At 65.9% G+C, this 21719-nt stretch carries 21 protein-coding genes and 2 pseudogenes; 10 read left to right on the top strand and 13 right to left on the bottom strand.

Annotation, left to right across the window (positions count from 1 at the left end; translation table 11 throughout):
- Nucleotides 1–1164, top strand: coding sequence for a DSD1 family PLP-dependent enzyme (locus ABL843_RS31760; RefSeq protein WP_369662858.1), 1164 nt, complete (start codon nucleotides 1–3; stop codon nucleotides 1162–1164).
- A 15-nt stretch (nucleotides 1165–1179) separates the two neighbouring features.
- A complete protein-coding gene (locus tag ABL843_RS31755) occupies nucleotides 1180–2160 on the top strand; it encodes an ornithine cyclodeaminase family protein (protein WP_369662857.1) in 981 nt (326 codons plus the stop codon).
- A gap of 39 nt (nucleotides 2161–2199) precedes the next feature.
- Here the strand turns inward: ABL843_RS31755 and ABL843_RS31750 are convergent, their stop codons facing one another.
- Genes ABL843_RS31750 through ltaE form a run of 4 tightly spaced genes read right to left on the bottom strand, consistent with a single transcriptional unit; the run spans nucleotide 2200 to nucleotide 6023 of the window.
- Nucleotides 2200–2871: a 4-hydroxythreonine-4-phosphate dehydrogenase gene (locus ABL843_RS31750; RefSeq protein ID WP_369662856.1), complete on the bottom strand. Its 672-nt coding sequence runs from the start codon at nucleotides 2869–2871 to the stop codon at nucleotides 2200–2202.
- Between the two features lie 11 nt (nucleotides 2872–2882).
- Nucleotides 2883–3881, bottom strand: a complete 999-nt coding sequence (gene pdxA, locus ABL843_RS31745) for a 4-hydroxythreonine-4-phosphate dehydrogenase PdxA (RefSeq protein ID WP_369662855.1) — start codon at nucleotides 3879–3881, stop codon at nucleotides 2883–2885.
- Entirely contained in the window at nucleotides 3881–4984 is a 1104-nt protein-coding gene (locus ABL843_RS31740; protein ID WP_369662854.1) for a four-carbon acid sugar kinase family protein, read from the bottom strand. Before ABL843_RS31740 ends, pdxA begins: the two co-directional genes overlap by 1 nt.
- Nucleotides 4977–6023 carry a low-specificity L-threonine aldolase gene (ltaE, locus tag ABL843_RS31735; RefSeq protein WP_369662853.1) on the bottom strand — a complete coding sequence of 349 codons (1047 nt, stop codon included), beginning with the start codon at nucleotides 6021–6023 and terminating at the stop codon, nucleotides 4977–4979. The genes ABL843_RS31740 and ltaE overlap by 8 nt, the downstream gene beginning before the upstream one ends.
- 124 nt (nucleotides 6024–6147) lie before the next feature.
- Here ltaE and ABL843_RS31730 point away from each other — a divergent pair, with 124 nt between their 5' ends.
- Together ABL843_RS31730 and ABL843_RS31725 are read left to right on the top strand one after the other, a co-directional pair.
- The gene (locus tag ABL843_RS31730; protein ID WP_369662852.1) at nucleotides 6148–7629 is read left to right on the top strand and encodes a PLP-dependent aminotransferase family protein; all 1482 of its coding nucleotides are present in this window, start codon (nucleotides 6148–6150) and stop codon (nucleotides 7627–7629) included.
- Between the two features lie 291 nt (nucleotides 7630–7920).
- Nucleotides 7921–8486: pseudogene (locus tag ABL843_RS31725) on the top strand (efflux RND transporter permease subunit); the annotation flags it as partial.
- Between the two features lie 272 nt (nucleotides 8487–8758).
- On the opposite strand, the gene ABL843_RS31720 reads toward ABL843_RS31725, so the two are convergent.
- The 4 genes from ABL843_RS31720 to ABL843_RS31705 form a co-directional block, all read right to left on the bottom strand.
- On the bottom strand, nucleotides 8759–10045 hold the full coding sequence (locus ABL843_RS31720) for a sensor histidine kinase (protein WP_369662851.1): 1287 nt from the start codon (nucleotides 10043–10045) through the stop codon (nucleotides 8759–8761).
- Nucleotides 10035–10703, bottom strand: coding sequence for a response regulator transcription factor (locus tag ABL843_RS31715; RefSeq protein WP_369662850.1), 669 nt, complete (start codon nucleotides 10701–10703; stop codon nucleotides 10035–10037). The genes ABL843_RS31720 and ABL843_RS31715 overlap by 11 nt, the downstream gene beginning before the upstream one ends.
- A gap of 608 nt (nucleotides 10704–11311) precedes the next feature.
- Nucleotides 11312–12121: a MipA/OmpV family protein gene (locus tag ABL843_RS31710; protein ID WP_369662848.1), complete on the bottom strand. Its 810-nt coding sequence runs from the start codon at nucleotides 12119–12121 to the stop codon at nucleotides 11312–11314.
- A 91-nt stretch (nucleotides 12122–12212) separates the two neighbouring features.
- Nucleotides 12213–12503 (bottom strand): hypothetical protein, encoded by a 291-nt coding sequence (locus ABL843_RS31705; protein WP_369662847.1) that lies wholly within the window; start codon nucleotides 12501–12503, stop codon nucleotides 12213–12215.
- A 196-nt stretch (nucleotides 12504–12699) separates the two neighbouring features.
- Between ABL843_RS31705 and ABL843_RS31700 the strand changes: the two genes are divergently transcribed.
- The 6 genes from ABL843_RS31700 to ABL843_RS31675 all read left to right on the top strand — a co-directional run bounded on the left by ABL843_RS31700 (nucleotide 12700) and on the right by ABL843_RS31675 (nucleotide 18246).
- Nucleotides 12700–13305, top strand: coding sequence for a methyltransferase family protein (locus tag ABL843_RS31700; protein WP_369662846.1), 606 nt, complete (start codon nucleotides 12700–12702; stop codon nucleotides 13303–13305).
- A gap of 217 nt (nucleotides 13306–13522) precedes the next feature.
- A complete protein-coding gene (locus ABL843_RS31695; protein ID WP_369662845.1) occupies nucleotides 13523–13990 on the top strand; it encodes a hypothetical protein in 468 nt (155 codons plus the stop codon).
- A 138-nt stretch (nucleotides 13991–14128) separates the two neighbouring features.
- Nucleotides 14129–14713, top strand: coding sequence for a phosphatase PAP2 family protein (locus ABL843_RS31690; protein ID WP_369662844.1), 585 nt, complete (start codon nucleotides 14129–14131; stop codon nucleotides 14711–14713).
- The gene (locus tag ABL843_RS31685) at nucleotides 14710–15777 is read left to right on the top strand and encodes a glycosyltransferase family 2 protein (protein ID WP_369662843.1); all 1068 of its coding nucleotides are present in this window, start codon (nucleotides 14710–14712) and stop codon (nucleotides 15775–15777) included. The genes ABL843_RS31690 and ABL843_RS31685 overlap by 4 nt, the downstream gene beginning before the upstream one ends.
- Before the next feature lie 23 nt (nucleotides 15778–15800).
- Nucleotides 15801–17360, top strand: coding sequence for an ArnT family glycosyltransferase (locus ABL843_RS31680; RefSeq protein ID WP_369662842.1), 1560 nt, complete (start codon nucleotides 15801–15803; stop codon nucleotides 17358–17360).
- Nucleotides 17353–18246, top strand: a complete 894-nt coding sequence (locus tag ABL843_RS31675; RefSeq protein WP_369662841.1) for a ChbG/HpnK family deacetylase — start codon at nucleotides 17353–17355, stop codon at nucleotides 18244–18246. Before ABL843_RS31680 ends, ABL843_RS31675 begins: the two co-directional genes overlap by 8 nt.
- Nucleotides 18247–18321: 75 nt before the next feature.
- Here ABL843_RS31675 and ABL843_RS31670 read toward each other — a convergent pair whose 3' ends face one another.
- The 5 genes and pseudogenes from ABL843_RS31670 to ABL843_RS31650 all read right to left on the bottom strand — a co-directional run bounded on the left by ABL843_RS31670 (nucleotide 18322) and on the right by ABL843_RS31650 (nucleotide 21547).
- The gene (locus ABL843_RS31670) at nucleotides 18322–18807 is read right to left on the bottom strand and encodes a hypothetical protein (RefSeq protein WP_369662840.1); all 486 of its coding nucleotides are present in this window, start codon (nucleotides 18805–18807) and stop codon (nucleotides 18322–18324) included.
- A 156-nt stretch (nucleotides 18808–18963) separates the two neighbouring features.
- A complete protein-coding gene (locus ABL843_RS31665) occupies nucleotides 18964–19641 on the bottom strand; it encodes a HEAT repeat domain-containing protein (RefSeq protein ID WP_418120769.1) in 678 nt (225 codons plus the stop codon).
- Nucleotides 19638–19886, bottom strand: a complete 249-nt coding sequence (locus ABL843_RS31660) for a HEAT repeat domain-containing protein (protein WP_418120861.1) — start codon at nucleotides 19884–19886, stop codon at nucleotides 19638–19640. Before ABL843_RS31660 ends, ABL843_RS31665 begins: the two co-directional genes overlap by 4 nt.
- A 279-nt stretch (nucleotides 19887–20165) precedes the next feature.
- Nucleotides 20166–20497: pseudogene (locus ABL843_RS31655) on the bottom strand (IS3 family transposase); the annotation flags it as partial.
- 120 nt (nucleotides 20498–20617) lie between these two features.
- Nucleotides 20618–21547, bottom strand: a complete 930-nt coding sequence (locus ABL843_RS31650) for a LysR family transcriptional regulator (protein ID WP_184641792.1) — start codon at nucleotides 21545–21547, stop codon at nucleotides 20618–20620.
- Between the last annotated feature and the right edge of the window lie 172 nt (nucleotides 21548–21719).

Below are 21719 nucleotides of genomic sequence, written 5' to 3'. Positions count from 1 at the left end.
ATGGAATACACCCGCACTGATATGGCAGTAGCCACGTTGAACGATTTGCCGACGCCCTGCCTGGTGCTCGACGCGGACCGCATGGAGCGCAACATTGCCCGCTTGCGCCAGCGGCTGGATGGACTGGGCGTGGCGCTGCGCCCGCACCTGAAGACCGCCAAGTCGGTGGAGGTCGCGCGGCGCGTGATGAGATCGCCAGCGGGCCCGGCCACCGTGTCGACCCTCAAGGAAGTGGAGCAATTCGTGGCCGCCGGCGTGCGGGACATCATCTACGCAGTGAGCATCGTGCCCACGAAGCTCCCACAGGTGCTGGCGCTGCGCGCCAAGGGTGCCGACGTGGCTGTCGTGCTCGACACGGTGGAGCAGGCGCAAGCGGTGGCGCGGGCCTCGCGCGAGACGGGAGCACGCATACCCGCCCTCATCGAGATCGACTGCGATGGCCATCGCTCGGGTGTGCGTCCCGACGATAGGCAGCGCCTGATCGACATCGGACGCGCCCTGGCGGATGGCGCGGAACTGCGCGGCGTGCTGACCCATGCGGGCGGCAGCTATGCCGCGCGAGGCGCGGCCCTGCGGCAATGCGCGGAAGACGAGCGGCGCAGCGTGGTCGATGCAGCTGCGATCCTCCACGAAGCGGGCCTAGCCTGCCCCGTGCGCAGCGTGGGCTCGACACCGACCGCGCACAACGCGGCGGATCTCGCCGGCGTCACCGAGGTGCGGGCTGGCGTGTTTGTGTTCTTCGACCTGGTTATGGCGGGCGTGGGTGTCTGCGGCGTCGACGATATCGCCCTCTCGGTACTGGCGACCGTCATCGGCCACCAGCGCGAAAAGGGCTGGATTCTCACGGACGCCGGTTGGATGGCCATGTCGCAGGACCGGGGCACGCGCAAGCAGGAAATCGACCAGGGCTACGGCATCGTCTGCGACATCGCCGGCCAGCCGCATGCCGACTTGATCGTGGCCGATGCCAACCAGGAACACGGGATCATCACGGTGCGGCCCGGATCGGGCGGCGTGCTGCCCGACCTTGCCATCGGCGACCGCGTTCGTGTCCTGCCGAATCACGCCTGCGCCACAGCCGCGCAGCATGGGCACTATCACGTGGTACGGGGCAGTTCCAGCAAGGTGGAAGCACAGTGGCCGCGGTTTGGTGGCTGGCAATAGCGGCGGCGGGCGAGGATGAATTCCCATCCTTCCGAAGCGACCCTCCTCCTGCTGGACAAGGGCGCAGTTGAACAGCTGCTCACGCCCGCCGAGGTCACACAGGCGGTGCGTGAGGCCTTCGTGCTGCACGGGCGGCATGAAGGGCGCGTCTTTCCGCTGGTGCGCGAGAAGCTCTCCACCGGCGGCGTGTTTGGTATCAAATCCGGCGACGTGCCCTCGCAGGGCTTGCTCGGCTTCAAAGCTGCTGGTTTCTGGCCGCACAACCGCGAGCTGGGCGGCGAGCCGCACCAGGCGACCATTCTGCTGTTCGATCCGGCCACGGGCCGGCCTCGGTGCGTGATCGACGGCAATGCCATCACCACGGTACGTACCGGCGCAGCGGGCGGACTGGGGCTGGAACAACTCGCCCGCCAGGACAGCACGCGCCTCACGGTTTTCGGCACGGGGGTGCAGGCGCGCTCGCAATTGCGCTTCGCCTTGCGTGTACTGCCCCGCATTGCCACTGTTTGGTATGTGTCCGTCGACCGGAAGGCCGACCCCGCCTTCGAGGCCCTGTTTGCGGACCAGTGCGACATGCACTGCGCCCAAGATGCCGACCGTGCCGTGACCGAGAGCGATGTCGTCATCACCGCGACGCCGGGCGGAGGGCCACTTTTCGACGCCAGCGCGGTACGCCCAGGAACTCACCTGAACTGCGTAGGCGCCGATACTGCGGGCAAGCGCGAACTGCCGCCGGGCGTCCTGGAGCGCGCACGGCTGGTGGTCGATGACCGCGAGCAGGCATCGCAGCTGGGCGAGATGCAGTGGGCGCGTGAAACCGCCTGCGTGGAGCTTGGCTCCCTGCTGCTGGGCGAAACGCCGTTCTCGCGCGCGGCCAGTGACATCACGGTGTTCGACATGACGGGTCTGGCGCTACAGGATCTGACGGTGGCGCGCCTCATCTACGAGCGCGCGTGCGCTCAGGCGCTGGGGCACCGGATCGTCTGGCCTTGGTGAATGCATGCGCGGCAGCTCGGGGCTGCCGCGCATGCTGCGTCACGCCGTGACGCCTTCCAGCTTCAGGATGTTCTCGATCTGCTGGGGAACAGGTTCGCGCAGGAAGTCTCCGTCGAAGACGGCGCTGCCCACGGTGAAGCCCCACACGCCGCAGCGACGCATGGTCTGCACGCGTTCGTTGCCGTCGATGCTGCCCGCCGCCAGGACCGGGACCTTGACCGATTGAACGACTCGCGCAGTCAATTGCTCCACATCGCCGGCAAAGCGGTAGGCCAGCAGATCCAACCCATGCACGCCCGGCAGCGAAGCCAGGCGCTTGGCATCCTCCACGATCTCGTCGATCGTTCCTACCAGCCGCGTGGGATGGCCTTCGGTACGGCCCGCGAAGGGGAAGTACTGGATGTCGGTGCCCTGAAGGATGCGAACCGCTTCTTCCGCGTTGCGGCCGCCAAGCAGGTAGTCCACACCGATCTCCCGGGCTGCCTCCACGGAACGCATTTCCGCTTCGCGGCTGGTGCTCACAACTTCCAGCATCACCTTCTTGCCGTCCCGCTTCATGGCGGCGGCCAGGGACACCAGTTCCGCCACGGGCAGGCCGATGTCCTTGAATCCGACATAGCGAAGCGGAGTGCGCGCCAGGTCTGCGTAAATCTTGGCGGCGTCGGGGACCGTGCGGTCCTCCTTGGTGAGCATGAAGACGAAGTGGGACATGGTGATTTCCTTCAAATGGTTGCCGCAGAGGAACTGCGGGCGAGTTGGTGCGCGGTGGCAAGCGCGGTCTTGAGGCTGGATGGATCGGCGATGCCCTGACCGGCGATGTCGAACGCGGTGCCGTGGTCCGGGCTGGTCCGCACGAAGGGAAGGCCCACCGTGACGTTCACGCCGTCCTCCACGCCCAGAAGCTTCACGGGGATCAATCCCTGGTCGTGGTACTGGGCGACCACGATGTCGAAGCGGCCTTTGCGGGCCTGCATGAACACCGTGTCGCCGGGAAGCGGACCGACCGCGTTGATGCCTTCCTGCCGGGCCTGGGCCACCGCCGGCGCGATCAACTCCATGTCTTCGCTGCCGAACAGCCCGCCCTCGCCCGCATGGGGGTTCAGGCCGGCCACCGCAATGCGCGGTTGGGCGATGTCCATGCTCTGCAGGCTCCGATGGGCCAGACGGATGACCTGCAGTTCGCGCTCGACACTGAGCTTGCGAACCGCGTCCAGGATCGAGCAGTGCACCGTCACCAGCAGGGTGCGCAGGTATGGGTTGGCCAGCATCATTCCGTAGTCGCTGGTACCTGAGAGATCGGCCAGCATTTCGGTATGGCCGGGGTAAGGTACGCCTGCGGCAGCGAGCGCTTCCTTGTGAATCGGCGCCGTGCAGATGGCGCTCACGCGTCCGTCGTTGGCCCATTCGATGGACTGGCGGATAGCGCCAAAAGCTGCTGCCCCGGCCGCCGCGCTGATTTCGCCGTGTTGCAGGTCCGCGGGCAATCCACTCAGACTGACCACCTGCATTCGCCGGGCGGCGGGTGCGTATTCCTCAGGGGCGAAGATGGGCTCCACCACCAGCGAGGAACCCCAGCGCGCCGCGGCGCTCTTCATGATGCCCAGGTCTCCGACGACGAAGGCGGGATACTGTTCCATGAACTCGGTGTCGGCGAAGGTCTTGACGACGATCTCAGGGCCGATGCCCGCGGCGTCGCCGAAAGTGACCACGATGGGCTTCATCAGATTGCTCCTTCCAAAGATTTGAGGCAACGCTTGAAGACGTCGTCGTCCCCAAAACCTCCTGCCTTCGTGACCAACGGAAACTCCCCTTCGGGTGTCCGCATCAGGCACAAAGGAATACCCGGCTGCACTTCACGCAGCACCACGATCTCGAATGCTTGCAGACGGCGAGCGATGTGCTTGGCCGTTTCGCCTCCCGTGACGGCAAGGCCGTCGCAGCGACCAGCGAGCACCGCATCGCAGACCCTGTCAACGAGATCGGCCGTCAGCGCCGCTGACGCACCCCGCTCATCCGGGGTGGCCCAGACAAGGGCGCCGCAGGCTTCGGCGTGACGCAGCTGAGCGCGTGACCTGGGATTGAAGCTGCCAACCACGATGCCGGGGCACTGCGCGCCCTTCCAGGCCGGCGCGACCTGCTGCCGGTCGGGCAATGCAACGGCCAGTGCGCGCAGCAGTCCGGTTGAGCCGGCCCAAAGAAGATCTCTTCTTTGGCTGGTGGCAACAATCAGCTCTTCCAGATCGGCTTCGGTGGATGCGTCCACCACCACCGCATCGACCCTGTCCAGAAGGCTGATGGCCTCGGCCGCATCACGGGCAACGTGCAGTCGCTGACCTGCGGCAGCGAACAAGCCGGGCACGCTGCTGACTCGCACCGGTAACTGAGGGTCACGGGAAAAGTCAGTCTCCGCGACAGGAACCCCGTCGACCCACACCTCGCCGTTGACCGTGGTACGGCCGGCGGCAGGGAAAGCCGGCGCTACCAGCAGCTTCCCGCGCCCACTGGCCCGCCATGCGGCGATCACTTCGCAGGCAACGGGGCCCCTCAGCGTGGAATCGAACTGTTTGACCAGGATGTCCGCGTCACGCCACTGGCGCGCCCAGGCCGCGACCCGCCCCCCCGCGCTGGCGTCGTCCAGCGTACGACTGTCGGTGTCAGTGCTCCAGACCTCTGGAAGCACCGGAACGGCAAGCCGTTCTCCAAGTACCACGCGAGTGCGCCATCCCCGCTGCGCGAACGCGGGCAGCGCATCCGTTGCGCTGGTGAAATCATCGGCGATTACCCGGATTTGTCTTATCCCGGCGAGATGCTGCGCGTCAGGCATGGAAGAACCTCCGCACCGCCGCAATACAGCGGTCGATGCCTTGGGCATCGACACCGAGATGGGTGACGAAGCGCAAGCGATACAGCCCCCATGCCAGCACGCCTTCGCGCTTGAGCGCTTCCAGCAGTTCGTCCGACTTGTCGCGCGCCGGACCGTGAAGGTCGACGAATAGGATGTTCGTGTCAGGCTCCTCGACTTGCAGGCCCTCGATGCCACGCAAGCCTTCGGCCAGCCGCCTCGCGAGCGCGTGGTCCTCCGAGAGCCTGTCGATATGGTGGTCCAGTGCATGCGAAACCGCGGCCGCCAGGAAGCCCGCCTGTCGCATCGCGCCGCCCGCCATCTTGCGGGTGCGCCGTGCACGAGCGATCAGTTCCCGTGAACCACAGAGAGCCGAACCTACCGGCGCGCCCAGCCCCTTGCTGAAACACACCGAAACCGTGTCGAAGTACCGCGCAATCTTCCTGGCCTCCGCCTTGGCGTCACCGCCTGTGCGGCGCGCCTGCTCCACGGCCGCATTGAACAAGCGCGCGCCGTCGAGATGCGTCGCAAGTCCCTTGCTGCGCGCCAGGGCGGTGGCTTCCGCGATGTAGTCCAGCGGGATCACCTTTCCCATCATCGTGTTCTCGAGCGCCAGCAGCTTGCTGCGCGCGAAGTGCTGGTCGTCCGGCTTGACCGCCTCCGCGATGTCGGCCAGCGCGAGCGTCTTGTCAGGCTGGTGCGCAATTGGCTGGGGCTGCACGCCGCCAAACACGGCCGCATTGCCGCCCTCCCAGCGATAGCAGTGCTGTAGCTGGCCTGCGATGAATTCGTCGCCACGCTGGCAATGCGCCAGCACGGCGCACAGGTTGCTCTGCGTGCCGGTCGGCACGAAAAGCGCCGCCTCGAAACCGAGCAGTGAGGCGATTTTTTCCTGCAGCGCGTTCACGCTGGGGTCCTCGCCGAACACATCGTCACCCAGCGGTGCGGCCATCATCGCCTCGCGCATGGCATGCGTCGGTTGCGTAACGGTGTCGCTGCGGAGGTCTACTAAGGGGTTCATTTCGCCTGCTCCGAGAAGTTGCGCAGCATGGCGTTGCCACACTCCGTGGGGATGGATTCCAAATGCCTCATGCGTAGCCTTCTTCTTGGTTGCTCCGAGTCAGGTCCGCGACGGTCCGATCTGCATGCTCGAAAGTTTGCGTGCTCATTGGTTGCTTGTTAAGCTCCAATTTCTTCCTAAATTGAGCAACCAATTGATGCCGAACATCGCGGCTTCCGTGCTCCCGACACTGGAGATGTCCAACACATCCCAAGCTCGGAATACCCAATTGGCTTTGGCGCTTTCGCAAGCGATACGCGATGGGCGCCTGCCTCCCGGCTCTAGGCTGCCTCCGACGCGGGATGCCGCAAGTCAGCTTGGACTGGGTCGCAACACGGTGGTGGACGCTTACGCCGACCTCACGGCGGAGGGATTGCTCGAAAGCCGTGGACGGCTCGGCACCTTTGTGGCGCGGCAAGCCAAGGCTGTCCTGCAGCCAGCAACCTCGCTTCCTCGCATCGTGCGGCGCTTGCCCTCAACGTCCACCACGCCCGGTGCGGTGTCGCAGGACTGGCGATTGGGTCAGAGCGGCACTCAACTGCTCCCCTTGGATGTGTGGCGTTCAGCGTGCCGCGAGGCCGGGCGGAATCTTCCGCCGTCGGGGTATGGGGATCCTCAAGGTCTGTTCACACTGCGTGAAGCGATCGCTGCATGGCTGCGCAGGCACCGCGGTACGCGACACGAAGCGACGCAGATCGTGATCACTCAGGGCACTGGAAGCGCGGTGGAGTTGCTTGCGCGGACGCTCGTGCGGCCGGGAGACCTTTGCGCCGTGGAAAGCCCCGGCTATTCGCGCGCGCTGGACGCGTTTGAGTTAGCGGGCGGCACCATCGTGCGCGTGCCTATCGACGAGCAAGGCGCGATCGTCAAGGAGGCTTTCGCGAACACCGCTCCCAGCGTTTTTCATCTGACGCCCGCGAATCAATACCCGCTGGGCGGGCGCCTTTCAGGGTTGCGCCGCGCGGAGCTTGCAGCTCTTGCTTCGAAGGCGGGAACGCTTGTCATCGAGAACGAGTACGACCACGAATTCATCTACGAAGGACAGAACCACGCTCCGCTGGCCGCGACCCTTGCTGGTCAAACCGTTTTGGTCAGCACGTTCGCCAAATCCATCAGCCCAGCATTGAGGATCGGATTCATCGCCGCCCCACAGCGCGTGGCAGATGCGCTGGCGTCATCTATCGCCGCACAAGGCTTGCACGCGAGCTGGCCCGTGCAGGCGTCGCTGCAGTGGATGCTGGCCTCTGGAGAGCTTCAACGACATCTGCGCCGCGTCAGGCGTCACCACGCCACCCAACGTGATCGTCTACTTGCCGCCATTCGCCAATCATGTCCTGAACTGCAAGTGCGCGGCACTGAGGGCGGACTGCATTTCTTATTGACGCTCGGGCGTAAGGAGTTGGATCGGAAGCTAGCCAAGGAGCTGAAAGCGCGAGGGGTCGTGCTGCAAACAGTCACCGACTTCGGCGGCGAAACCGCCGAGGTCCTGATAGGCTACGGCCATATGGAAAGGACGGAGACTCAAGCGGCAGCCGATCTGCTTCGCGGTGCGTGCGCGGCCATCTGACGATAGTTGCCGAGCATTCGAACAGATCAACCTCCCATGGGTTCGGCTGGTCAGAGGGACTCATCGCATCGGTGCGAACCACCACAGGATCTAGCGCCGCCAAGCGGCGCTGTTGATGTGAATCTCCGGCACGTGGTCGGCGCGATGTCGCCGGGGATAAGTTTTGCTTCGTCGGGACGATCCGCCATTGCGGCTCCTGACTCGTTAAGCGACGCAGCATGCGGACCAGGTCGGTGCTTAAGCGGCCCGGTCCATGTACGGGTTCGTCGGCCGATGGCGGGATCTGAATCCCAGCTTCCGCCCGGCGTCATGCGCAGTGAACTCGGCGAAGCCGAGGAGATGAAGGAGCTCGCGGCTGGCTTCGGAATGGCGATGCTGACTGGCGTGCTGTGCATCTACATGGTTTGGCGCTGCTGCTCAAGGACTTTGTACAACCGGGAACGGTCCAGGCGGCTCTGGTGCTTTCCGTACCAGGAGCGATGCTCGCGCTATGGGTCACCGGCTCCGCGCTGTCAATGCCTTCCATGATCGGCCTGATCATGTTGACGGGGATCGCGACGAAGAACTCGATCCTGCTCGTGGACTACATCATCCTTGCACGACGTGACCGCGGCATGGATCGCACGGAGGCCATTCTCGATGCCTGCCGCAAGCGCTCGCGCCCCATCGTCATGACCACGACGGCCATGGGCGGCGGCATGATTCCGGTGGTCTTGGGACTGGGGGGTGATCAGAGCTTTCGCGTTCCCATGGCCGTCGTCGTCATCGGCGGGTTGATGACCTCGACCTTCCTGAGCCTGCTCGTGATTCCGGCCGTATATAGCTTCCTGGAAGATGACATGCAATGGTTGCGGCGGCGCTTCACGCCCGCTCAAAGGCGCTCGATTAGTTGGGGCAGGCTTCGCCATGAGAGCTCACGCTGCGGCCACTACGCCGACAGGCCGCAAAGCGCAGGCAGATCGCGCTCAATGCGCTGCCCGGATTTTCGCTGTCCTGTGGAAAACTTCCCCGCGGTGGCTTGCTCATCTGTCCAGCCTGACCACGATCGGAGACCAATCTCGCAGGGTTATGCAACAACGCCCCCATCGGCCCCAGGTTCAGGTGTGACTGCTGTCACACCCTTTCGCACTCAATCCCCGTGCGTGAACGCGATGCGCATCGTGTGCGCTGCATCGCCCTGTTCGCGCGTGTACGTCCATTGCTGCCGCTCGCAGAAGCGAGCAACGATCTGCAAGCCGTAGCCGGTGGACGACGGCACATCGCGATCGACATCGTTGAAGATCTCCAGCGCACCGTGCCGCAGCGATATCCGGATATGCGTCGCCGCATAGGCCACCGCATTGCGCAGCAGGTTGTCGACCAGCACGGTGAGCAGCTCGGGCGGCGCCGACACGGTCGCCTCGCCGTCCCCGTCGAGCGCCACCGTCAGCCGGCGTTGCCGGATCACCGGCGCGAGATACGCCAGCGCACGCTCGACGTCCGCCTGCAGCCGCAGCTGCCGGCTCTGGAGCGTGCCTTCCGACGCCTCGCGGCCGAGCGCGAGAAAGGTCGCGACCAGGGCCTCCATCTCTTCCGCGCTCTGCGCCATGCGCGACAGGGCCCGCTCGCGCACCGCCGGATCGCTGGTCACGCGCAGCAGCGAAAGGTTGTTCTTGAACACCGCCACCGGCGTGCGCAATTCATGGCTTGCGAAGCGCGTGAACTCCCGCTCGCGCTGCAGGAAGCCGCTGAGCCGGTCGACCAGGCCGGTAAAGCCGCGGCTCAGCGCACCGATCTCGTCCGCGCGCTGGATGCCCGAGAACACGGCAGGCCCTTCACCGTGCGCATCGATTTCCTCTGTCAGCGTGACCAGCGGCTGCGCCAGCTGGCGCGCCAGCACCTTGCCGGTGAACCCGCCCAGCGCCGTCACCGCGCCGCCGATCAGCAGCAGCGCGACGAGCAGGTACGGTTCGAGCTGGTCGATGTCGAGCAGGCCGTCGCCGTCGACGATGACGTAGAGCGCATCCTGGCCACCGTCCAGCGATGCGACGCCGACCATCGAGCCGTCGGCGTCGACGTCCAAGCGCCGGTGGATGCCCGGCGCATGGTCGCGCGCCCAGGCCGGCAGGTTAGGCGACGCGCGCACGTAGAGGCGGGCCACATCCTCGGCCAAGGTCGGGCGGGCCGTGCCGTGCGACTCCCTGGTGAGGACCTGCAGGCGCTCCAGGTTGCTCGCCCGCGGCAGGCCGGCCGCCGGCTGTTGCGCCAGATCCTTCATCGCCCACTCGAGGACCGCACCCACGTAGCGCCGCAACAGAAACTCTTCGGTTGCTTGCGCGACCACGTAAACCAGCAATCCGTAGAGCAGGCTCGTGACCGCGGCGAAACTCACGAAAACGCGCGAGAGCCGGCGTTGAAAATGCAGATTACGGGACAAACCGCCACCCCCTGCCATGCACGGTTTCGATCAACGGCTTCTCGCCAGGTGCAGACAGCGCGCTGCGCAGGCGATAGATGTGGGTGCGCAGCGGATCGCTGTCGGGCACGTCTTCACCCCATATTTCCTTCTCCAGCAAGCTGCGGTCCACCACGTCGGGCGCGCGCGCCACCAGGATCTTGAGCACCCGCAGCTGGAGCTCGTGCAGCTTGATGCGGCGTCCGTTGCGCGCGGCCGTGCCGGCGCCGTGGTCGATCACCAGGTCGCCGATCGTCTGCGTCGACACCTGCGGCCGCCGCCCGCGCGCGGTGACCGCCTGGATGCGACACAGCAGCTCTTCCATCTCGAAGGGCTTGACGAGGTAGTCGTCCCCGCCGCGCGCAAAGCCGGCCTTCTTGTCCTCCAGCGTATCGCGCGCTGTCAGGAAGATGACGGGCGTGTCGTCGCGGTGGCCACGGCGCAGTCGCTCGCACACCTGCAGGCCGTCGATGCCAGGCACCGCGACATCCAGGATGTAGGCATCGAAGGTCGCGGCCTGCGCGATGTCGAGGAAGGCCTGGCCGTGAAAGGCCAGGTCGACCTCGCAGCCCTGCACCTCCAGGTAGTCGGACAGGGTGCCCGCCAGGGCCGGGTTGTCTTCCAGCAAAAGAACTCTCATGAAACACTTTCCTCGGTGCGAATGCGCGATGCGCCCGGACTTTGCAGCCAATCGCAGCCCCTGGCAACGCAGACCCGACCGCACGGGAATGGGCCTGCACTGCGGCACCACGAGGTAGCTGGGCGGGCTGGGCCGGCGTGGCTCGTGACTTCGGCCGGCGCGCTGCCCCCGTTGGAGGCCGGTGCCACGCCGCCAGGCCTGCAGGGGCCCGCCGGAGCGTGCGTGAAATTCACCATGCCGGCCTGCTCGCTGCCCGCCGCTCGGTCATCGAACGCGGCATGTCGGGCCAGGACACCAGCAACATCGCAATCGCCGCATCGCGATTGGCCGCATCGCGATTCGCCGGATCGGCCAGCCGGCCGGCCGCGCGGCCATCACCTTGAACGCGGTGCCCGTCGCGCCGGGGCCCTTGAACACACCCGGCGCGAAGGGAACTACGGGGGCGATCACCGGTGCCGCAGGTGCGGGTGCAGCGGCCGGTGCGGGGACCGACGCAGGCGCGGTGACAGGAGCGAACGCCTGCGTGATGCCGCCGCCGGATCCGCAACCCGCCAGCAGCGCCGCCGCCAGGATGCCGGCGCATGGCTTGAACGACGACGGCATGTCGATCAGAACCTGTAGAGGTAGCCGAGCTTGACGCTGCTGGTGCTGGAGCGGTCGACCAGCGGGCTGTTCTTGATGCCCTTGCCGAGCGAGGTGACGCTCACGTCGAGGAAAACGCTCTGCGCCTTCGGCACGATGTCGTAGGTCATGCGCAGGCCGAGCTCGGCCTGTGTGACGGCGCTGCCGGCGTAGGCCGGCCGGTTGAACGCCGCTTCTTCGCGGCGCACGCCGTAGTAGTAGTCCACATACTTCTTGTCGTACCGCACCACGCCAGCGCGGGGCGTGAGGCTGAAGGTGCTGGTCACCGGGAAGTCGCGCTCGACGGACAGCTTGAGCGTCTGGCCCTTACTCTGGCTCGAGGCACGCAGCCATTCGGCCGAGAAGGTCGCGACGTCGGTGCGCCAGAGCGCGGCCACGCCCAGCCAACCGGAAGACTTTCTTTCCGCCATGCCCCGAAGGACCACGGCGTCCGTGGCCTTGTAGCCGTCCGAGACACCATAGGCCGCGCGCAACCGCAGCGACAGTCCGTTGACGGCATAGAGCTTGAGGTCGGCGCGCGGACCGGCGATGCTGAGCCAGTTGTTCTCGACCGCAAGGATCGGCAGCGCGCCGGTGTCGTTGCCGAACTTGGCATACGGCTTGGTGTTGGCCATGAAACCGAGACCGAGGCCGAACCGGGTTTCCTTCGGCCCTGTCTGCTCGCCCAGCAGGTCGGCCCATGCCGAGGGCAAGGCCATCAGTGATGCCAATGCAACCACGCCGTGAACGAGGCGCGGAACGGGCCGCAAGGCAACGGTGGAACTGAAAACGCTCATGAATACTCCGGTGGGTAAAAAAGAGGACGCCTCGTGGAATCGAACGTGGGCCCGAGGTGGCAGATCCGCGTCCAGGCATGGGTTGAAAGAATCAGGGGGTGCGTCGGCTCAACCCGGCCTGGGTTTCGTCGACGCGGGCAAGTGCCTGTGCGAGCGCAGGGCTGCCGGCCAGTGCCGCATCGACCAACGCATCGACGGCGGGATCCTGCAGGGCGCGCCACCTGTGTTCGTCGGGTGCATTGCCTGAGCCCTCGGCGGCCCCGATCGGCCAGGGAAACGGCGCGTTCAGTGCGGGTGGCGGATGCGCCGGCTGCGGCGCGCAGCCGATCGGCGCGAAGGTACTGGCGATGGGCAGGCGCCACCGGGTACGGGGAAGGTTCATGAGGTCAGGGCACGGCTTGGCAGTAGAAGGGGCCGCGATCGTAGGAAGCCTGGCGTGAAGCAAATGTCAACGCACAAACCCCCAGGGGCATCAGCGCGGCACGTTGATCTTTCGTTCACGACCGTATGCCTAGCATCCCGGCCACTTCCTCCTTCCACCCCCTTCCACCCCCTTCCAGCCTCTTCCAGCCCACGCCATGCCCCTTGCCGTCTTCATCGCCCGTCACCACAGCGCCATCTCGCGGCTCTTCTGGCTGCTCGCACTGGTGGCGTTGCTCCTGACCGAGCGCGTGTTCGCCGACCGGCTGATGGGCAACGTGCTGCTGACGATCGGCCTCATGCTGATCGGCTTCGCGATCGTCGGAAGACTCTGGTGCGCGCTCTACATCGGCGGCCGCAAGAACGACGAACTGGTGAGCGAAGGGCCCTACTCGATGACCCGCAACCCGCAGTATTTCTTTTCGCTGCTGGGCTTCCTGGGCCTGGGTCTGTCCACCCGCAGCGTGAGCTTCGCGCTGTCCGCGGGGCTGTTCTTTGCGGCGGTGTATCCCTGCGTGATCGCCAGCGAGGAAGCCTTTCTGCGCAACAAGTTCGGCGCCGCGTTCGAGGCATACTGCGAACGCACGCCCCGCTTCTTTCCCTCGATCGTTCTCTACCGTGAACCCGACGCCTGCGAGGTGCGGCCGCGGCATTTCCATCGCACGGCCGGCGATGTCGTCTGGTTCGTGTGGCTCGTGGGCGTGGTCGCGCTGGCCGATGCGCTGGGCACCCGCCTGGTGACGCCGATGTTCGTGCTCTTCTGAGACGTGCGCGGCGCCATGAGCATCCGTCCTCCGTCCCTCGCCCCGACCGGACAGCACGCCGGCCTGCAGCTGAACATCAGTGTCCCCCGCAACCTTCAAGAGCGGCTGCTGCACGCCTTGCATGCGCGAATCCACGCAGGGGTGAAGGCGCTGCCAATGGCATCAGAGCTGCGGTACGTCAACGACGGCAGCAGCGACGCGATGGTGCCGGGCGGGCATGGCCCGGGTCGTGCTGTTGCCTTCCATTGCGGCGCACTACCGTTGCGACGGCCCGCGGGACGAGCCGATGCTCAGGCTGCACGTCGCCAGCGAAGCCGTGCGGTTCAAAGCCGGCGATCGCGCCGACCATGCCTGCGGCCGCGAGACCATCGGGTTCGCGCAGACTTCGGCGAGCATCGACCATCCCGACGCATTCAGCCTCGCGCTGAACAGCCTCATGGCCATGGGGCTGGCGATGCTGCCACTGGTGCTTGCAATGGCGCGGCTGGTCGTGCCGATCGTGCCGATCCTGCGCGCGACCGTGGAGCACCGACGCACGGCGGCGCTGCGCCTGTCGCGATGCGCTGGAGGCGACTGCCACCGACCACGGCACCACCTTCCGCCAACTGAGAAGCGAGCGAACGACGCCGCGCGCGTCGCACCGGCTCGCTGCGCGATCCCGCACGACAACGCCATGGCCTCGTGACGCGTCCCGTCGCAGCCGCAGCCTGGCGGTCCTTCCTCATCGAAAGGTCTTGACCATGTCCAGTTCCCGCAGGTGCGCATGCCGCACCGGGTGCCCTCCTGCGCCCGTCTTTTCGTTCCTCCGTTGCGGAACAGCGCCATGGATGCGCTGAACCTCACGCTCTTTCACTGGCTCGCCGCCGGCAGCCGTCCCACGCCGTGGGTGCTTTCCATCGCCTCGGCCTTCGCGCTCTGGGCCAGCTGGCCGGGCGCACTCATCGTCGCGGTCGCGCTGTGGCGGCATCGCGGCGACCGCGCCTACCTGTGCATGGTGGCCGCTGCGGCAGGATTCACGTCGCTGTTGTCGCACGCCATCGCCGCGTCGCTCGATGTGCCCCGCCCCTTCGTGCTGGGGTTGGCGCCGGTCTACATCGCGCATTCCGCGCGCGGCTCGCTGCCGAGCACGCATGCGGCGGTGATGTTCATGGTGGCGTTTGGCTTCATGCTGAGCCCCAGCTTGCGCAAGCCCGGCGTGCCGCTTCTGGCGCTGGCGGCCATCACCGGATGGGCTCGCGTGTATGTCGGGGTTCATTTCCCGCTCGACATCGCCGCGGGTCTGGTGCTCGGCGCCGCGGTGGCCGGCATCGCTGCCGTCGGTCGCCGGCTCTTTCGCCTCCTCACGCTGCGGGCGGCCCCCGGTTCGCTCACGCATCAGGCGTCGGGTTCGTCATGGAGGCATTCATGATCTCGCCCACGAAGACCGAAGCCGCAGGCGTCGCGGCCGCCAGGGCCATCGGGGACACCGACGCCCCGAAGGCACCTTCGCAGGCACGGTCGCAGGCACGTGCGCCATTGGAGCTGCAGACGCCTGGCATCTCCTGCGTCATTCCCTGCTTCAATGAAGGCGCCAACCTTCGGCACCTGCTGCCCCGCCTCGAGGAAATCCTCTGGGCCACCAAGCTGCGCTGGGAAATCATCGTGGTGGACGACGGCAGCACCGACGACACCGCGGAGGTCGCACGCGCCTGGTGCGAGCTCTCGGGTTTTCGCTGCATCTCGCTGTCGCGCAACTTCGGCAAGGAAGCCGCGCTCACCGCAGGCCTGGCGGCCGCTGCCGGCGATGCGGTGGTGCTGCTCGACGGCGATCTGCAGCACTCGCCCGATCTCATCCACAAGATGATCGCCCAATGGACGGCAGGCGCCGAAGTGGTGTACGCGGTGCGACAGGAGCGCGGCGACGAAAGCCGCTTCAAGCAACTGGGCAGCAAGCTCTTCTATCGCCTCCTCGACACCTCGGACCGCTTTGCCGTTCCCAAGGACGCGGGCGACTTCCGCCTGATGGACCGCAAGGTGGTCGATGCGCTCCTGAGCCTGCCCGAGCGCAGCCGCTTCATGAAGGGCCTGTATGCCTGGGTTGGCTTTCGCGCGGTGGCGATGCCGTATACGCCAGCGCCGCGCGCGCAGGGCACGAGCACCTTCAACGCACAGCGCCTGGTGCGCCTGGCCATCGACGGCCTCACGGCCTTCACCACCTGGCCACTGCGCTTGGTCAGCGTGGTCGGATTGCTGTTTTCCTTGTCCGCCTTCTGCTACGGCCTCTACGTGAGCATCGACTACCTGCTGTTCGGCAACCCGGTCTCCGGCTGGACCACCATCGTCGTGAGCCTGATGTTCTTCATCGGCGTGCAGATGATCTCCACCGGCATCGTCGGCGAGTACATCGCGCGCATCTACGAGGAAGTCAAGGGCCGACCGCTGTACGTCGTGAGCCGCGAGCACGGGAGCGGCCTGCGCGCCGGCAAGCCATGAAGCGCGCGAGTTCCGCGAATTGGATGTCACCCCGGCCGCTGTGGCTCCTCCTCGCGCTCTTCGCATGGCTGCTGGCCACCGCGTGGGTGCGCCCCCTGATGGCACCCGATGAGGGCCGCTACGGCGGCGTTGCGCTGGCGATGCTGCGCTCCGGCGACTGGCTGGTGCCACGGCTGGACGGCCTGCCCTTCTTTCACAAGCCGCCGCTGTTCTACTGGATCGGCGCCGCTGCGATGTCGGTGACGGGGCCGGTGGAATGGGCGGCACGGTTGCCTTCGGTGTTGGGTGCAGTCGCCGGTGCAACGGCGCTGTACCTTTTCCTTCGCCGCTGGTCGGCGGCGCATGTCGCGCTGCTGTCCACCGTGGTGCTGGCGACCATGCCTTTTTTCTTCCTGGGCGCGCAGTTCGCCAACCTGGACATGCTGGTGGCCGGGTGTATCGCGTGCACGGTGCTGCTCGCGGCGGGCGCGGCATTGAGCAGGGAGCGCGAGGAACCATGGCGCATGCTGCTGGCGGGCGCCTATCTGTTCGCGGCGGCCGGCCTGCTGGCCAAGGGCCTCATCGGCCTGGTGTTGCCCGCGATGGTGATCGTGATCTGGAGCAGCGCGACACGCCGGCTGCCGCTGGCACTGCGGCTCGCGTTGTGGCTGCCCGGCTGGGCCGTGCTGCTCGCCGTGGCCGGCCCCTGGTTCCTGACCATGCAGATGAAGTACCCCGATTTCTTCGACTACTTCGTCATCAAGCAGCATTTCCGGCGCTTTGCGTCGTCGGGCTTCAACAACGAAAACGGCTTCTGGTTCTACCTGCCGGTGCTGGCGGGGCTCACGCTGCCGTGGTTCGGCTGGCTGCTGGTGCCGCGCGGCAAGGACGACGATGCGCATTCCGGGAACAGCGACGTCGATCGGCTCATGTGGATCTGGCTCGCGGTGATCGTCGTGTTCTTCTCGATGCCGCGCTCCAAGCTCGTGGGCTACGTGCTGCCGGCGCTGCCGCCGCTCGCGTACCTGATCACGCGGCGCGTGTCCGCCGGCCGCTCGCCCGATGCGTTGCGGACCCCGCTGCGCGCGACCGCGCTCGCGTCCGCCGCGGTGTGCGTGACCTGCGTGGTGGCCATGGCCATCTATTCCGTGCCGCCGGGCACACGGCTGCGGCTGCCGACCGGCATGTCGATCGCGCCCGGAGAGCGGGTGCTGATGCTCGAGCGCTACTTCTACGAGATTCCCTTCTACTGGAACTTGCGCGAACCGGTGCTCGTGTCCGACGACTGGCAGGCCGCGGCCCGCGACACGCGCGACAACTGGCGCAAGGAGTTCTCCGACGCGGGCCGCTTCGAGCCCGCGCGCACGGCGGCAACGTTGTTGGATCGAAGCAGGCTCTCCCCCTGGCTCTGCGTGCCGCGCCCCACCTGGATCGTCGGGCCGAACACCGCGCATCTCACGAATGCCTGGCTGGCTCGCGCCCAGCTGGTGACGGTCAACGATGCCATCGCCGCATGGCGCTTCGCGGGCAGTGCCACCAGCGATCCCCATTGCCTGGGCTCCTCGTCCGCGGCAACGGCTTCCGCAGCCATCGGCAATGACTGAGGCCACGGAGGTTGCGGCGACCGTCATGCAGGAAATCTGCATCTGCGCGGACGATTTCGGCCTGAGCGCCGGCGTCAATGCGGCAGTCGTCGACCTGGCCCAGCGCGGCAAGATTTCCGCCACCAGCGCCATGGTGCGCCGCAGCGCCTGGCTGAGCGGTGCGCGGACGCTGCGCTCGCTCACCCCGGCACGGCTGGACGTCGGGCTGCACCTGGATCTCACGCGTCCGGCGAGCGCCGATGGGCCCGAGCCCGGCCTCGCGCGCCTGCTCGCGCAGGCCTACACGCGAACGCTGTTCGCTGCGGGACTGCGGGCCGACATCCGCGACCAGCTGACGCGCTTCGAGGACGCCATGGGACGCCAGCCCGCCTTCATCGACGGTCACCGGCATGTCCATCAATTCCCGGTGGTGCGCGAGTTGCTGCTCGAGGAAATTTCCAGGCGCTATTCGACCTCGCTGCCCTGGCTTCGCAGCACCGCGCCGGGCGGCGCCTTGCGCAGGGAGGGCCTGAAGGCCCGGGTGATCCACGCGCTCGGTGGGCCAGCCCTCCAGAGAAGAGCGTGCGCTCGCGGCATTCCCCACAGCCGCGGACTGCTGGGCGTGTACGACTTCGGCGGCAATGCCGACGCCTACCGCGCGCGGCTGTATGGCTGGCTGCGCACCGCACGCACTGGCGATGTGCTGATGTGTCACCCCTCCGCGGCCTTGCTCGCAGACCCGCACGCGCATGCCCGCATGCGAGAGTACGCAGTGCTGCGCGCCATCGACTTCCCCTGGCACGGCGATGCCTGCCACGTTTGCCCAGTACCGCTGACGGAGTTGCTGCAGCGCGGTGCAGGTGTGCCGTGGCGGAGTCCGGGGCCGAGCCAGCCAGGCAGGCCCTGAACGACCTCGGTAAGGCCGTCATTCATATCCATCCCTTCTGTCCCGCGCCTGCCCGCACGCATCGAAACCGAGTTCTCAATCCTTCATCGGGAACGAGACCAGAACCGTCTTTACCGCCAATTCATCGTTGTAGTCCACCTTGACCTGCCGGCCATCCTTCATCCAGATATCCCAATAGACGTCGCCGTCTTCTTCCTCGGTTTCCTGCGGTTCCCCGAAAGCCGCGAGCGCCTCCTCCCGGCTCCCGACCGAACCCGTGGCGAACGGAATGGATCCCAGGTATGCGGACACCTTGGCTGCTCCATTCGGGTAATAGAACACGCCACTCATCGCATACGGACCAGACCCCATCGGATCTCGATAGTTTCGAGAGAAGAATTCCTTTGGCGTGAATGCGAGCACAACACCCAGATCATTCAGCTGGACGAAGTCGATCGTCAACTCCTTGAGCTTCTTCGGAGAAAGCGCATCGATGGACCCCCCATTGACCTTGATCGCATCGATCACGTCATTGTCTGTATCGGTCATTCCAACCAGCGTAAACAGTCGATCTGCATTCATGCCTTACCTGCCTTCTCTATGGTTCCGGATCATCATCTTCTCGAGCCGCTCGTACCAATCGTCATTTCTCATTGCGGACAGTGTCTTCGCGGCGTCACTGCGTGGCAAAACAGTTCCAACGACTCATCGCAACCTCGCTCGATTCGTTCGCCGGGCTTATTCATATTCTGTGGCTCCCAACCGAACCAGACGCTGACACCTCGGACCCGAAGAACCATCACCTTCTTCCAATTCGTACTCGCGCTCGCGGCGCAGTAGCTCGCGCGCTGGCGCCGGTAACCGACGAAGCAGGGGCACGCGAGATAGCAACGCACGAACCTGGGCTGGCGTAAGCGTCTCCAGCAGCGCCTTGGCTGCGGTACAGGCCACGTCGGGCGCAGGGTCCGACAAGCTCCCGGTCAATACCGGCATCACACGCGTTGAGGTGAAGAAACTCAACGCCCACACGATGCGTCGACGCACGTAAGGCTCACGTCTGTCCAAAGTGCGGATCAGCGGCTCGATGGCTTCGCCATCGCCAATCGCAGCCAGCAGCGGAAGCGAAGCAGCGCCAGGCTGCTCGTCGAACAGAGGGGCTAGCGAGCGGACGGCCCGCTCACGGACTTCCCCATCGGTATCCGCCAGCATCAACGAAACGAGTTCAAGCCGATGCGCCTCAGGCAGCGAGCGTGAATCGCCAAGCGCCATTGCAGCGGCCAACCGGAGCCTCAAGTCCTCGGCGCGAGCAGCCAAGCGGAGCACATCCAATGCCTGGGTCCCATCCAGGTAAGCCAGTGCATGGAGCGCATTCTCTCGAACCTCCAAGTCGAGATCGTGGTGGAAAACGCGGATCAAGCCTCGAAGATGGACGGGACGGGCAGGTCGAAGTCCTTGAGAGCGATCACGACGTTGCTGCGCACATCGGCCTCCGTATCGCGCAGTGCGACCAACAGCGGTTCGATCGCAGCGGGGTCGCTGAAACGCAGACCTTGAGCGGCGGCGGCGCGCACGCAGGCATCCACGTCCCGCAAGCCCGCCGTCAACGCCTCGAATGCCGCCGTGCCGACGCCCCTGTCCTCCTCGTCGCCGAACCACCACATGGCTTGACATCTCGCGGCTGGAAGGGGATCGCAGGCGGCTTCGACGAACACCTTCGTCACTGCATCCCCTCTTGATCGAGAATCTGCCAAGGCAGATAAGGCGGCACTGCGCGTTTCTTCATCCCCGTCGGCCCACAGCGGCAACCAGGGGGCAAGTCGCCCGGCGATGTCAGTCGCTTGTTCGGCCTCTTTTTCCGCGGCCTCTACACGTGCTTGGTCCAGCATTCCATAGCTCATTTTTGTGAGGCTGGCGCGGCCGAGCGAATTTCTTCGCTGCCGACCAAGGTTCCCACGGTATTCGATGGGGCCGAGAGAGATTTCGATCCGCTTCTGGTTGCACCCACGGATGCAGGAACCCACCGCTTCCATGAATTCCTCAACGGTGGTGCTCGCCCAGTACCGAGGATAAAACAGTTCGGTCTGAGGTCGACCGAAGAGCCTTCGCGGGCCGCGTTGTCAGGCGAGCAGGCTTTGCAAGGCGTCGAGCGAGTGAGATGCGCGTCGCTCATTCTTGTTAGCCAGCCTGGCCAGCGTAGTGGCGCACCACGATCGCGGTGCGCCACGGGCCAGTCGGTGGTTTCGGCCACGGTCTCAATGGCAGCATCCAGCATCTTCGTGCTGGGCGTACATGCTTGAAGTAAAAGAATTTTCACTCGCGAAAATCCGAAGTACTCAGAATTTCCGAAGATGCCACCGCGAGTGTCGACATCGTCCAACTGGCGTGGCGGCGCTCAGCGGTCCAGCATCGCATGCGGCCAGCGTCCCGAATCCACGCGCTCCTGCACCACGGCCCGCAGGATGTCGATGAGCACTTCGGTCGCGCGCGATGGCGGCCGGTCGGAAGCGCGAGCCAGCACGCGCCGCAAGCGCAGCCCCTCGATGGGAATCGCGACCAGGCGTCCGGCCTCGATCTCGTCCTGCACGACCGCGGCGAAGTGAACCGTGAGGCCCAGGCCTTCTTCCACCAGGCGAGCCGCCACGCTCAAGGTCTCGACCTCGACCACAGGGTTCAGCACCACGCCCGCGCGCGCCGCTGCCGCTTCCAACTCGAGCCGCACGCCCGACTTGGACACGCCCGTCATCACCAGAGGCAGGCCGGCCAGCCGGGGCAGCTTGATCTTCGTCATGCGCATCAGCCGCGCGTCATCGGTGCGCCCGATGAGGCACAGCGCTTCGGTCATGAGTGGCGTCGCCAGCACGTTGGTCAACTGCATCGGCCCGTTGAGGATCGCGATGTCGACCGCCCCCTGCTCCAGCATGCCCAGCAGAGACTGCGAGAAGCCTTCGACGATGCGCAGCCGCACATCGGGAAACTGCTCGCGCACCGCGCGCGCAAGTGGCACGGCGAGCAGCAGCGCGAGAGCGGGCGACAAGCCGATGGCCGCCGGGCCGCTCGGGTCGCGTTGACGCGCCGTCATGTCCTGCTTCATCTGCTCGGCATAGCGCAGCAGGAACGATGCGCGCTCCATGAGGAACACAGCCTCTTCGGTCGGTGTCGCGCCGCGCGCGTGCCGCTCGAAGAGGCGCACGCCCAGTTCTTCCTCGAGCAGGCGGATCTGCCGGCTCAGCGCTGGCTGCGCGACGTGCAGTACGGCAGAGGCGCGGCCGTAGTGCTGCTGCGTGGCGAGTACCACGAAATACCGAAGCTGTCTGAGGTCCATGCAGGGGGTCCAAGTCGTTGCAGCAAGAGTGGTCGATGGGCATCGCACTCCCCATACCGAAATGTTATCGAGCCGCTCGAAAAATGGTAATGGACGCACGAATGACCGTTGCCTACAGTGGGCCTCGCAGAACGTAATCCGCTGCTTTTTCAACGAATCCGAACATCATCGC

Origin of the sequence: Variovorax sp. 350MFTsu5.1, from assembly GCF_048302515.1 — a bacterium.
In the GTDB taxonomy this organism is placed as follows: Bacteria; Pseudomonadota; Gammaproteobacteria; order Burkholderiales; family Burkholderiaceae_C; genus Variovorax; species Variovorax guangxiensis.
The sequence above is the reverse complement of the archived record's forward strand: the minus strand, read 5'-3'. Positions and strand labels throughout refer to the sequence as shown.